This window comes from Legionella gratiana (assembly GCF_001467695.1).
Taxonomy (GTDB): Bacteria; Pseudomonadota; Gammaproteobacteria; order Legionellales; family Legionellaceae; genus Legionella; species Legionella gratiana.
In genome coordinates, this window is the sequence record NZ_LNYE01000020.1 from 288127 (window position 1) to 301237 (window position 13111).

Consider the following 13111-nt stretch of genomic DNA (forward strand, 5'->3'; position numbering starts at 1 on the left):
AATGATAATGGTGCGAAAGGAGAGACTCGAACTCTCACGGGTCGCCCCGCTGGAACCTAAATCCAGTGCGTCTACCAATTCCGCCACTTTCGCAAATCAGGTTGGATTATCAATCAGTAATTCAGTCTTGTAAAGACTGAAATAAAATCTTTAGTGTTAAAACCATTTGTCTTCAAATGGGGTGAACGATGGGACTCGAACCCACGACAACCGGGATCACAACCCGGGGCTCTACCAACTGAGCTACGCTCACCATAATTTTTCACCAGAAATTCTTATGGAATGATCTGGGCTGGCACGCCCGGCAGGATTCGAACCTGCTACCCTCGGCTTAGAAGGCCGATGCTCTATCCAGATGAGCTACGGGCGCAAAAAAATTGGTCGGGGTGGAGGGATTCGAACCCCCGACATCCTGCTCCCAAAGCAGGCGCGCTACCAAACTGCGCTACACCCCGAAAACCCGTCCCAAGGACAGAGCGCAGATAATACTAGCTGCCGTTATGAAGGTCAATATCCTAAACCATTAAATTTCCATTAATTTTAATTTACATTACCGAATATTTATTTTTCATGAACAAGTAGAGTTTTTTTAAAACATTTAGCTACAGCCAAGCACATACTTATTAACTCGCTACTCGTATCTTATACATTTTTCAGCTAGCATAGGTTAATTATTAATTTGCTCATTGAAACCTATGAAATTTAAATTGTTGCCTATTTTTGATAACATCAATTATTTACATAAGAATCAGGAACATGTTCTACTTCCTGATATAAGGTTTCAAAATGACTTTAACTACACATTAAACTTCCTTAAAAGCTATACAGGTAGCCAAGGTACGTTCAATAGTTATCGAAGAGAAACTGAACGCTTATTGCAATGGACTTGGCTCATTAAAAATTCTACTGTAGAACAGTTAAAACGAGATGATATAGAACACTACATTCGTTTTTGCCAAAATCCACCTAAAACTTGGATAAGTTTAAAAAAGGTGCCTCGATTTATCGAAAAAGAAGGTAAACGAATCCCTAATGACGAATGGAGGCCTTTTGTAGTAACTTTGAGTAAAGCAGCACTAAAAAAAGGTCAAAAACCAACGCTTGACCAATTTAATTTATCACAAGGTGCCATCCAAGAAATATTTGCGATTTTAAGTACCTTATTTAATTTTTTAATCGCTGAAGAGTATTTGGTTTCTAATCCAGTAGCCTTAATTCGCCAAAAAAGTAAGTTTATTCGTAAAGCACAACATAATGCGCCTATACGCCGCTTGAGTCTAGTTCAATGGGGTGCAGTATTGGATGCTGCTGAATACCTCGCAAAAGACTCACCCATGAAACATGAGCGAACTCGTTTTATGTTAAGTATGCTCTTTGGGATGTATTTACGTATATCCGAGCTCGTCGCTAGTGAGCGCTGGATACCCTGTATGAATAACTTTGCTAAAGACAGCAATGGTCATTGGTGGTTTACCACCGTTGGAAAAGGGAATAAAGAACGACAAATCGCAGTAAGTGATGCAATGTTAGAAAGTTTAATGCGATGGCGTAGCTTCCTAGGATTAACTCCACTTCCTTCATCAGCTGATAACACTCCACTTCTTCCTAAAATCCGCGGTAACGGCCCAATGAGCGACACTGCCCCTATTCGTAGAATTATTCAACAATGTTTTGACTTTGCTGAGGAACAATTGCGAATAAAAGGTCATAATGAAGAAGCAGACAATTTAGCTGCAGCAACAGTACATTGGCTAAGACATACTGGAATTTCTGAAGATGTGAAAATTCGCCCACGTGAACATGTACGTGATGATGCAGGCCATAGCTCCAGTGCAACCACAGATCGCTATATTGACATCGAAAAAAAGGCTCGATACCAATCAGCCCGGAAAAAAACTATAGAGCCAGAACCAAGTTGACTGGATTTATGATAGAATTCATAAATTGAAGCACGCTTTTGAGCAATAGTATCATGCTTACACTTCGTCAAATTACTTTAAGCCGCGGCAGTAAAATTTTATTAGATAAGGTCAATGTTACTCTCTATGAGAAACAAAAAATTGGCCTTATTGGTCATAACGGCTGCGGCAAATCAACACTATTTGATTTTTTACTAGGAAATTTAACTCCTGATACAGGCGAATTTTTAATTAATCCTCAGCTTACCATCAGCCATTTATCACAACAATCGCCGGATAGCGATGAGCATGCTTTAGATTTTGTATTGGGTGGTGATGATGATTACATTAAGTTACGCCAGCGTTTACAAAAAGCAGAGACATCAGGTAATGATGCTGAAGTGTTGTTATGCCATGAAGAATTAAATCATACTGCTGGCTATAGTAAACCTGCGCTTGCAGCTGCAATTATGTCGGGTTTAGGTTTTAATGCGGAACAGCAAAAAGCTTCGGTCAATAGCTTTTCAGGTGGTTGGCGCATGCGCTTAAGTCTTGCGCGTTGCTTAATGAAGCCCGCTGATTTACTTTTACTGGATGAACCTACCAACCATTTAGATATGGAGGCAATTTTTTGGCTAGAGCGTTTTTTAAAACAAAGCCCAAGTACAATTATTCTTATTTCTCATGATCGTGAATTCCTTGATGCTTTTGTTACTCATATCTTGCATATTGAGAAACAAAATCTGTCACTTTATAGTGGTAATTACAGTTGTTTTGAAAAAACTCATGCCCAACAATTAGCATTGCAACAAGCCATGTATGAAAAACAACAAGCTAAAATTAATCATATGATGTCTTTTGTAAATCGTTTCCGAGCAAAGGCTACTAAGGCCAAACAAGCACAGGGTCGTCTCAAAGCAATAGCACGAATGGAAATTATTGCAGCTGCACAAATGGACTCTCCTTTTTCTTTTGATTTTTTTCCATGTCCGCGTGCGGGAAATCCTTTAATACAATGCAACCTGGTGGATGCTGGTTATCAGTTTGAAAAACCTATCTTAAAAAAAATAAATCTCTCTCTTAATCCTGGAGATAGAATAGCCTTGCTTGGACCTAATGGTGAGGGAAAATCAACGCTTATTAAAACATTAACCGGATCCTTACCTATTTTGAAGGGTACAATTCATCGTTCTACACATTTGAAAATTGGTTATTATGCACAACATCAATTAGAACAATTAGATTGCAAACTAAGCCCGGTGGAAACAATCCAAATACTTTCTCCAGAGGTGCGTGAACAAGCTATTCGTGATTTTTTAGGGGGCTTTAATTTTACGGGTGATATGGCAGTACAACCTATTCATCACTTTTCCGGTGGAGAAAAAGCACGTCTTGCCCTAGCTAAGCTAGTGTGGTTAAAACCTAATTTACTTTTGCTTGACGAACCTACAAACCACTTGGATCTTGGAATGCGCGCTGCAATTGAACTTGCATTACAAAGTTATGAAGGTGCATTAATTCTGATCTCTCATGATCGTCATATGCTAAAAACCAGCGTGGATAATTTTTATTTGGTTTATCAGCAAAAAGTCCAAGCTTTTGAGGGAGATCTGGATGATTATTATTCTTGGTTACAAACCAAAGATACAATTAAAGAAAACATCTCTTCTTCTACTGCAAATGACTACAAAGAAAAAAAAGCGTTACAAAATCGACTTAAAAAATTAGAACAATTGATGGAACAATACCAAGATGAAATAGTTCAACTCGATACTCAACTTAGCGATACACGTCTTTATGAAGACAGTAAGCAACAAAATAAATTAAATCAGCTCTTGCAAAAGCGTACTTTCACTCATTCCTCTTTAAATCAAGTCGAAGAAGAATGGTTAGAGATTGGCAGTAATTTGGAAGAGTTGACTTAGGACAGCTGTTACAGTTTGATTGAACGCAATTGTTCTAACATTGCTTTTGCTGCTAACTGCTCTGCTTTACGTCGATTAGAACCTTGACCAAAGGTTTTTTGTTTCATTCCATTAACAATACAAGTAATATAAAAAACTTGATTGTGTTCATCACCTTCTATTTTAGTTAATATGTATTCTGGAAGAGGAATTTTTTCAGCTTGCAAATATTCCTGCAATTGAGTTTTTGCATCTTTTAGACAGTCATTTAAATTAGGATCTTCAAGTCGGAATCGATATAATTTTAGAATCACTTCTTTTGCAGAATCTATTCCTCCATCCAGAAAAACAGCAGCAAAAACAGCTTCGAGCGCATCAGAAAGAATCGAAGCGCGACGAAAGCCCCCGCTTTTTAATTCTCCTTGACCTAAAAAAAGAAAATCACCAAGATCAATTTCTTTAGCTAATTCGACCAGCATCTCACCTCGCACCAGAAATGAACGTAAACGACTTAATTGCCCCTCACTTTGTAAGGGAAATCGATGAAACAGTTCATTTGCAATGACAAAGCTTAAGATCGAGTCGCCTAGAAATTCAAAACGCTCATAGTTTTCGCTACCCACACTACAGTGAGTCAATGCTTGTTTAAGATATGCACTATTTTTAAAGTGATAGCCTAATCGTCGGCATAACCTCTCTAGATCAATTTTCACTACCCGGTACTACCTCTTCAGTATGGTTAAAATCAAATAATAAACTCACGTTGTATACTAAAGGCTTAATTACTTGATATTTTAATCGGACCATGAATTTATTAGTCCCAATAGGTTCAATAGTTAATTGATTTCCATTTAAACTTTTTATTCCATTAATATCAAGATGCTTATCCAAAACACTTCTCAATTCATTAATATCCTGCATCGAATCACCGGTCAAACTAGCTATAGGTATTGCATTTAATTCATCAACCGACTTTATTATGGAGTAATACTGCAAGTAAACAGGTATAACGCGCATGATTACTGTTGCTGCCATAACAATTGCTACTATAGTGAGTAATACTCCTATGAAAGTCATTCCCTGTTGCTTATGCATAAGTAATTCCTTTTAAGGGATTAATTTTCCAATTTTAGACCAACGCACATTGTCTGTCTTGCCATTCCAACTCATCCAAACCAAAAATGCTTTTCCTCTTAAATAAGATTCAGGTACAAATCCCCAAAATCTACTATCCGCACTATCATCCCGGTTATCACCCATCATAAAATAATTTCCTTCAGGAACCACAATGTCAAAATCTACAGCAGGAGCATCCATTCTAATAAAAATATCATGCACCGTTCCATTCAAATTTTCTTTATACTTAGAGACTGCTTTTCCAGAACTCTCATCAATTGTATACTCAACAAAAGTTTGCTTCGCTATTTTTCCATTAACTGTTAATACCTTATTGTGATAACTGATTTTATCACCAGGAATACCAATTACTCTTTTAATATAATCATACGAAGGATCTGGTGGCCAGCGAAATACAGCAATCTCTCCTGTTTTAGGATCGGATATAGAAATAACTTTCTTTTCCCATACCGGAAGCCTTAGTCCATAAATAAATTTATTCACTGCCACAAAATCACCAACTAACAAAGTAGGCTCAAGCGATCCAGAAGGAATACGAAAGGGCTCGATAAGAAAAGAGCGTAAGATCAAAACAATAAAAAAAACAGGAAAAAATGAACGTGAATATTCAATTATCTTATTGGGTTTTTGATCTTCTCCACGTTTTTTTGCCCAAAATAGTACATCGAGCAAATAGATAAATCCGCTGATACACGATAAAACAACTAATATTAAAGCAAAGTTCATAACTTAATATCCTAGAAAGTATGCTTATTTCTTTTTATCTGTTTGAAAAACAGCCATAAATGCTTCTTGCGGTATTTCCACATGCCCTACTTGTTTCATACGTTTTTTGCCTGCTTTTTGTTTTTCCAATAGTTTTCGTTTACGTGTCACATCACCACCGTAACATTTTGCAGTAACATTCTTACGTAAGGCTTTAACTGTTTGTCGCGCAATAATATGACTTCCCAGGGCTGCTTGAATTGCCACATCAAACATTTGCCTTGGAATCAAATCGCGCATTTTTTCTGCAATTAACTTACCTCGACTATGTGCCGAAGAACGATGAACAATAACAGAAAGAGCATCAACACGCTCACTGTTAATTAAAATATCCATTTTTACTAAATCTGCTTCCTGAAAACGTAGAAAATTATAATCCAATGAAGCATAACCACGACTTACTGACTTTAATCGGTCAAAAAAATCTGAAACCACTTCGCTCATAGGAATATCATACGTCACAGAAACCTGTCGACCACTATAAGTCATATTCACTTGTACACCACGTCGCTCGATACACAAATTGATAATAGATCCGAGATAGTCTTGAGGCACTAATATATTGGCCCTTACTATAGGCTCATACATTTCTTTAATCTGTGGAATCGGTGGAAGAAGAGATGGATTATCAATAAGTAAGGTCTCATCTTTTTGAGTCACTATTTGATAGACTACCGTAGGAGCAGTAGAAATTAAATCGAGGTTATATTCCCTTTCCAGACGTTCCTGGACAATTTCCATATGCAGCATTCCCAAGAAACCGCAACGAAAACCAAATCCTAAAGCTTCTGATGATTCAGGTTCGTAAAATAATGAAGCGTCATTTAAACTTAATTTAGCTAATGCCTCTCGGAAAGCCTCAAAGTCATCAGCACTAACAGGAAATAAACCCGCATAAACTTGAGGTTTAACCCGTTGAAATCCAGGAAGTTCTTTATCTGCAGGATTTTTTTCTAAGGTCAGTGTATCACCAACAGGAGCCCCTTGAATCTCTTTAATTCCAGCAACAACATAACCCACTTCACCTGCATTAAGTGCATCAAGTTTAGTGCGCTTTGGGGTAAATATACCTACTTGATCAACCTCATAAGATCGACCAGTAGACATCACTCGCATCTTATCACCTTTACGTATCGAGCCATTAACGATACGTACTAAAGAAACTACACCAAGATAACTATCAAACCATGAATCAATAATTAATGCTTGCAAGGGTGCGTTGATATCACCTTCTGGTGGAGGAATATGTTTGACTAATGCCTCAAGGACATCCTCAACCCCCAAACCAACTTTGGCACTTACTCTTATTGCATCATGTGCGTCTACACCAATAATATCTTCAATTTCCGAAATAACACGTTCTGGTTCTGCTTGTGGTAAATCAATTTTATTGAGCACTGGTAACACAGACAATGATTGATCAATTGCCGTATAACATACCGCTACAGTCTGTGCTTCCACGCCCTGAGCAGCATCGACGACCAAAATAGCGCCTTCACAAGCTGCCAATGAACGAGACACTTCATAACTAAAATCCACATGCCCTGGTGTATCGATAAAATTTAATAAATACGCTTTACCGTCTTTTGCAGTATAGTTTAAAGAAACACACTGAGCTTTAATTGTGATTCCTCGCTCTCGTTCAATATCCATAGAATCGAGAACTTGTGCACTCATTTCACGTTCAGTTAATCCCCCACAAATTTGAATAAATCTATCCGCTAAAGTTGATTTACCATGATCAATATGGGCAATAATTGAAAAATTACGAATTCGCTTTAAATCACTCAACTGTAATAACCTTTCTGCAAATAGCGCATTTTAGCTTAAATATGCTCGGCCTGAAAGTATTTGCTAATGCTTCATATTTTTAATAAAATTTGTTCCTTCGTTTTAATATATATAGAGTATGCTATGAGACGAGCACATCGTTTGGGGTTTGTTGCAGTAATACTGTTCTTTTTCTCCTTTTCAACTTATTCAGATACTGCCTTTACTCAAAGAAAGGATGTCCAACTTTTTATTAAAAGTATGGTCAAACAATATCATTTTAGCACTAAAGAACTTACTGCAACGATGAATCAGGTAGTAATTCAACCTCAAATTATCGAGTCAATGGAAAAGCCCTATGAAAAGAAAAATTGGGATGTTTATAGAGATATATTCTTAACTCCAGCACGTTTACAAAGTGGGCTAAGTTATTGGGCAGCCAATAGAAATGCTTTAGAGAAAGCACAAAAAAAATATGGTGTTCCTCCAGAAATTATTGTTGCAATTTTAGGCGTAGAAACCTTATATGGAGAGAAACAAGGTGAATATCGGGTACTTGATGCCTTAGCAACACTGGCGTTCAACTATCCAAAGCGTGCGCCCTATTTTACTAAAGAATTAAAAGAATATTTACTTCTTTGTCGGGAACATGGAGTGCCTGCAACCCAATATAAGGGCTCTTATGCTGGTGCTATAGGTCAACCTCAATTTATGCCGAGCAGTTATCGCAATTTTGCTGTTGATTTTAACAATACCGGTAAACGTGACCTAGTCACCAATAACGATGATTCTATAGGAAGTATTGCAAATTACTTCTATCATCATGGTTGGAAGTCAAATGATGGAGTTGCACAACATGCTACATTGAAAGGAAATCATTATAAGTACATTCATATGAATCCTAAGACAGCGAATTATGCCTATTCACAATTAATAGCAAATGGTGTCAGACCTGTAACAGCTGCGCACAATCATCCTTCACGTGCAGGTTTGATTGAACTGACTACCGCTCAAGGAAATGAATATTGGATCGCTTATCCAAATTTCTTTGTCATTACTCGATATAATTCAAGTCCTCAATACGCACTTGTAGTTTATTTATTAGCACAACAACTAAAACAGCAATGGACAGCAATGAATCTAAAAAAACATAGAGCTTATACCTAGGAATGGACACCCTTTTTCTATTCACAAAACATCTTGATGAAAGCGAATGTTTTTGTCTAAAAGTTGATGCAGATGGAATATTAACCGTTCCACCTGCAAAACGCCATTTTACAGAAATTAAAACATTGCAAAAAGACTGCAAAACTTTAGTCATTGAAACAAGCGAACACGCAAGTTTTTTTAATCTGGAGTTATCTTGGCTACCTGAGCGAAAAGCAAGAGCTGCAATTCCTTATGCGCTGGAAGATAAATTAGCGCAACCAGTAGATGAACTTCATTTTGCATTTGATAGAACAAGGTATCAAAATAATCAGTACTTGATTACTGTTATCAGTAAGCAACGAATTCGTCACCTGATGCACGTGTTTCATGAACACGACATCGAGTTTCTTGGAATTACGTTGGATTGGTTTGCTTTAGAGCCAAATGAACTTTGTTTTAATGAAGCAACTTTACTGATTAATACAGATGAATTTAAAGGTGCTCTTAAAGAAGAGCTGATTGATATCTATCTTAAAACTCACCCTGATACACAACCTCTATTTTTTAAAGACAGCCCATCGGTTTATTCTGATCTTCCACAAAAACAGGAAAGCTCCTATGTATGGATTGCACAAAGAATATTAAAAACTAAATTAATGAATCTCTGCCAAGGAGAAATGCAACATGGGGATAAAGCAAATTTACTGAGAAAGAAATATCTACTTACTGCTGGGCTTTTTTGTTTTTGGCTGATATCGCTTTTATTAGTGAATGCAATCCAATTACACTCATTAAATAAGCAAACCCAAAACATTGATGATCAAATTGCAGTGATTTACCATGAATTTTTTCCTAATGCCAAGCAGATAATCAGCCCTAAATTTCGTATTACACAACTTTTAAAAAGTGATAATTCAGAAGAGCAAAATCGTTTTTGGTTTTTGATTAATCAATTTGCCAAAGTAATGAATAATGATCGAATTACCCTAGAGCAATTACGATTTCAAAATAAAACGCTATCTGTAACACTAATTAGTACTGACTTTGCCAGTTTGGAAGAGTTGGAAAATGAATTAAAAAAACTTCAATTGAAAGTAAAGCAGACTCAAGCATCTACACATGAACAACAAGTCGTTGCAACTTTGGAGTTAACATGAAATCTTATTTAAGTACGCTTAACGAACGAGAAAAATGGATGCTCGTTGGAACAGCGCTGTTTCTTATTCTCTATGTATACTATCTTTTCCTATATACTCCATTGAATAATCAAGTAAACCAAAAATCGGCACAATTGATTGATAAAATGAATACCCTACAGTGGATGAAAAAGATAAGGCAACAAAATCGTACAACACAAACAAAGCAAATAGTGAATAACAGTCAATTATTGACTGCATTAGCAACACAACTTAAAAATGACCCTACTTTGAAATTTCCCTATCAATTGCAACAAACTGGTTCTGGTGATATTCAACTTACTTTTGATGCAGTTGCATTTAACTTGTTTATTGCCTGGCTGGAAAAAATTAATCAAAAATACGCCATCACAGTGAAGCAATTTGAAGCCGAGCGCACAAAAACATCAGGCGTTACTCGTTTAATGATCCTCATTAGCTCCACAGCAAAAACAACATAAAAAAGCGCGATGAAAAACTAAGTCGTTTTTTAAAGGTCCTCTGGGTGTGGAGAATGAGCGAGTAAAGCAATTAAGGAAACTGAAAAAACAACTCTTGCGATGAGTAAATATGTAGGATTTGTTGCCTTATATGCAATAAAACCGGAAACAATACATACAATTAGATAAACATAAGTATGTAAGAACATTTTTTTCCCCTCAATATACCTGATTAATCAAACTGTATGAATCTATTGTTGCACACTACTCCAATTAATCACCGAGGCACCATTTTTAATTTCAGGTGGTAATGCATTGAGTGCTTTTTGAGCTTCTTCAGCGCTACCGTAGGTGCCATATACTCCTTTATAATGAGTTTTACCATCACGCTCATATTTTACTTGGGCCATACGATCATTTTTTGGGGTTTTATAAAGAACTTGCGCAACCTGAGATGCTTTATCTCCCTCCATCAATTCAATGGTATAACCGTGAGGATTTTGGCTATTTACCCAAGTTTGATCTCTATCCTTAAACGATACCGGGGAATGAAATTCTCCTACATGGTATGAATCAGGAACCACAACTTCTTGTTTTTGCCGATAGCTGTAATCATAATTAATCGTATTGTAATTATTTAACGTATAAGGTTGTGCAGGATCATAAGCATAAGTTGGATAATTTGGATATTCGCTATCCATCATGGCGCAAGATGAAATACTAAAAGCACAAATCCCTATAAGTGTTACTTTAAATGTAGCATTCATGATCAATCCCCTAGTTTATAATTCTTCTTATTTATTCGTGACATCGTGAGCTCAAGTCTTGCATTCACCTTATGGGTATTTACAGTTCTTCTTGATTACTATATCTACATATTTAGAAAAAACTTTAGGTTTTTGTGTTGTTCAAGAACAAATTATGGCTTACAGTAAGTAATTTATTAGGGCAACAACCATGTGGACACACAGACGTTCTGGACAAACCAATCAAAGAGGATCTCAAGACCATCGAGATCCCTATGAACGAGATCGAACCCGTGTAATCCATTGCCCTGCGTTTAGAAGGTTACAAAGAAAAACACAGATTTTAGGAACGGATGAAGGAGATTTCCATCGTACTCGCCTCACTCACTCTTTAGAAGTAGATTCGATAGGTCGCAGTATCGTGCATAATCTGTTGATAGCCCAAGAAAAGCATTTAGTACTTTCTGGTTTACTACCTAATGATGATCTTATCTCAGTTATATGTTTACTTCATGATATTGGTCATCCGCCTTTTGGTCATGGAGGCGAAGTAGCACTGAACTATATGATGCGCAATTATGGTGGTTTTGAAGCAAATGGACAAACGCTAAGACTGCTTACTAAAGTTGAAAATAGCTATGGGATTTATGGTCTTGATTTAACGCGACGTGCACTTCTGGGTATTCTAAAATACCCAGTGAAGCGCTCATCTGTGGTTGCCCCTCAACAACCTCCAGTCCATGAATCCATTCATAAAACCATCAAAATTAACGATTGGTTGCCTCCTAAAGCTTATTTCGATTGCGAACAACCCGAAATTGAGTGGTTGCTCTCTCCTTTCTCAAATAATGATAAAGAATTATTTCAATCTCTAACACAAATCCCCCAAGGAACAAAAGCAGGAAAATCGGCTTATCATAGCTTTGATTGTTCCATCATGGATATCGCTGATGATATTGCTTATGGTGTTCATGATCTCGAAGATGCTATCCATTTAAGATTAATCAACCCTTCTCATTTGGATACTCAAGAATTTAGGCAACTTTTAAGCGATACCTCATTAAATCATCAGAAAACTAATCTCATTAATTCTTTATTTTCGCAAGATTTATATTCAAGAAAACAAACTATTGGTGAAATGGTCAACTATTTTATAACTTCCACTCAGATTATTATCAACAATGAACATTTTGAAAATAATTTACTCAAATATAATCTTGCGTTAATTCCGGAGGCAGACGCACTTCTCAATTATTTAAAACAATGCATCTATAACAGTGTCATTGACTCCCAAGAAGCACGTACTTTTGAATATGGTGGACAAACAGTGGTACTTAGATTGTTTGATGCCATCAGCTCAAATCCTGGCAGTTTATTAGATAATAAAAATAGGATCTTGTTTAAAGAGGCCGAAGATGAAACTACTGCGTATCGAATTGTTTGTGATTATCTCGCCAATATGACGGATGAATATGCTTATAGAATGCACGAGCGATTGTTTGGATTTAACACAAGGACCATTTTTGAAAGGCTCTAATGTTGCCCCCGATTTTGATAAGAGCAAGCTTTATTGCCACTAAATTGAGCTATGGCGTCCCCAAGGGGGTTCGAACCCCTGTTCCCGCCGTGAAAGGGCGGTGTCCTAGGCCTCTAGACGATGGGGACCTGGAACATTTTTCCCATCAACATCCAAGATGTTGATGGTGGAGCTAGGCGGGATCGAACCGCCGACCTCTTGCATGCCATGCAAGCGCTCTCCCAGCTGAGCTATAACCCCAAAATTAGGTTCGAAGTTTAATGAGCTCCCTAAGCGCTGTCAAGTAAATTTTACACTTTTCATAAATAAGATACTTTTTAATAGACTTCTTCGGAAACTCGCTACAGTGAGAGAAGTGCGAGGAGACATGGAGCACAGAACCGGAGTGTACCCGTAAGTACATGAGGGTTCGAGCACCGTATCGACGAAGCAATTCTTCGCTGGAGTAGAGTTTCCGAAGAAATCTAATCTAAAAATTACAGATTTATTACTACCCGAAAAGAGTCAGAATTCCGCACTGTACAACATACATCCAATTGAATTAAAAAAGATTTTTATGCATAATTAATTAACATTATATGCTTTGTACA

Annotated in this window: 12 protein-coding genes and 6 tRNA genes; 6 read left to right on the forward strand and 12 right to left on the reverse strand. The window is 37.0% G+C overall.

All coding sequences use genetic code 11. From position 1 onward, the window contains the following. Positions 1–8: 8 nt before the first annotated feature. The 4 genes from Lgra_RS06085 to Lgra_RS06100 all read right to left on the reverse strand — a co-directional run bounded on the left by Lgra_RS06085 (position 9) and on the right by Lgra_RS06100 (position 455). A tRNA-Leu gene (locus tag Lgra_RS06085) sits at positions 9–93 on the reverse strand. Positions 94–177: 84 nt separating this feature from the next. Then, positions 178–253: transfer RNA gene (locus tag Lgra_RS06090), tRNA-His, on the reverse strand. Positions 254–293: 40 nt separating this feature from the next. Then, a tRNA-Arg gene (locus Lgra_RS06095) sits at positions 294–370 on the reverse strand. An 8-nt stretch (positions 371–378) separates the two neighbouring features. Next, a tRNA-Pro gene (locus tag Lgra_RS06100) sits at positions 379–455 on the reverse strand. A 240-nt stretch (positions 456–695) separates the two neighbouring features. On the opposite strand from Lgra_RS06100, the gene Lgra_RS06105 reads away from it, so the two are divergent. Both Lgra_RS06105 and Lgra_RS06110 read left to right on the forward strand, forming a co-directional pair. Then, positions 696–1919, forward strand: coding sequence for a tyrosine-type recombinase/integrase (locus Lgra_RS06105; protein WP_058498374.1), 1224 nt, complete (start codon positions 696–698; stop codon positions 1917–1919). 53 nt (positions 1920–1972) lie between these two features. Beyond that, a complete protein-coding gene (locus Lgra_RS06110; RefSeq protein ID WP_058498375.1) occupies positions 1973–3823 on the forward strand; it encodes an ABC-F family ATP-binding cassette domain-containing protein in 1851 nt (616 codons plus the stop codon). Positions 3824–3831: 8 nt separating this feature from the next. On the opposite strand, the gene rnc is transcribed toward Lgra_RS06110, so the two are convergent. The 4 genes from rnc to lepA are packed head-to-tail and all read right to left on the reverse strand — an operon-like array spanning position 3832 to position 7495. Beyond that, positions 3832–4515 (reverse strand): ribonuclease III, encoded by a 684-nt coding sequence (gene rnc / locus Lgra_RS06115; RefSeq protein WP_058498376.1) that lies wholly within the window; start codon positions 4513–4515, stop codon positions 3832–3834. After that, positions 4505–4897, reverse strand: a complete 393-nt coding sequence (locus Lgra_RS06120) for a DUF4845 domain-containing protein (protein ID WP_058498377.1) — start codon at positions 4895–4897, stop codon at positions 4505–4507. Before Lgra_RS06120 ends, rnc begins: the two co-directional genes overlap by 11 nt. Positions 4898–4909: 12 nt before the next feature. Beyond that, positions 4910–5665, reverse strand: coding sequence for a signal peptidase I (gene lepB / locus Lgra_RS06125; protein ID WP_058498378.1), 756 nt, complete (start codon positions 5663–5665; stop codon positions 4910–4912). 24 nt (positions 5666–5689) lie between these two features. Then, positions 5690–7495: a translation elongation factor 4 gene (lepA, locus tag Lgra_RS06130; RefSeq protein WP_058498379.1), complete on the reverse strand. Its 1806-nt coding sequence runs from the start codon at positions 7493–7495 to the stop codon at positions 5690–5692. A 123-nt stretch (positions 7496–7618) separates the two neighbouring features. On the opposite strand from lepA, the gene mltB reads away from it, so the two are divergent. From mltB to lspM, 3 genes are read left to right on the forward strand one after another with little or no spacing between them, the layout of a single operon-like run. Beyond that, positions 7619–8641 carry a lytic murein transglycosylase B gene (mltB, locus tag Lgra_RS06135; protein ID WP_058498380.1) on the forward strand — a complete coding sequence of 341 codons (1023 nt, stop codon included), beginning with the start codon at positions 7619–7621 and terminating at the stop codon, positions 8639–8641. 2 nt (positions 8642–8643) lie between these two features. Continuing rightward, on the forward strand, positions 8644–9780 hold the full coding sequence (gspL, locus tag Lgra_RS06140; RefSeq protein WP_058498381.1) for a type II secretion system protein GspL: 1137 nt from the start codon (positions 8644–8646) through the stop codon (positions 9778–9780). Continuing rightward, a complete protein-coding gene (gene lspM, locus Lgra_RS06145) occupies positions 9777–10259 on the forward strand; it encodes a GspM family type II secretion system protein LspM (protein ID WP_058498382.1) in 483 nt (160 codons plus the stop codon). Before gspL ends, lspM begins: the two co-directional genes overlap by 4 nt. Before the next feature lie 29 nt (positions 10260–10288). Here the strand turns inward: lspM and Lgra_RS17755 are convergent, their stop codons facing one another. Further along, positions 10289–10447 carry a hypothetical protein gene (locus Lgra_RS17755; protein ID WP_157068258.1) on the reverse strand — a complete coding sequence of 53 codons (159 nt, stop codon included), beginning with the start codon at positions 10445–10447 and terminating at the stop codon, positions 10289–10291. A 42-nt stretch (positions 10448–10489) separates the two neighbouring features. Next, positions 10490–11005 carry a hypothetical protein gene (locus Lgra_RS06150; protein ID WP_058498383.1) on the reverse strand — a complete coding sequence of 172 codons (516 nt, stop codon included), beginning with the start codon at positions 11003–11005 and terminating at the stop codon, positions 10490–10492. A gap of 190 nt (positions 11006–11195) precedes the next feature. On the opposite strand from Lgra_RS06150, the gene Lgra_RS06155 reads away from it, so the two are divergent. Then, positions 11196–12521 (forward strand): anti-phage deoxyguanosine triphosphatase, encoded by a 1326-nt coding sequence (locus tag Lgra_RS06155; RefSeq protein WP_058498384.1) that lies wholly within the window; start codon positions 11196–11198, stop codon positions 12519–12521. 52 nt (positions 12522–12573) lie between these two features. Here the strand turns inward: Lgra_RS06155 and Lgra_RS06160 are convergent. After that, positions 12574–12649, reverse strand: a tRNA-Glu gene (locus Lgra_RS06160). Between the two features lie 36 nt (positions 12650–12685). Then, positions 12686–12761: transfer RNA gene (locus Lgra_RS06165), tRNA-Ala, on the reverse strand. Positions 12762–13111: the final 350 nt, after the last annotated feature.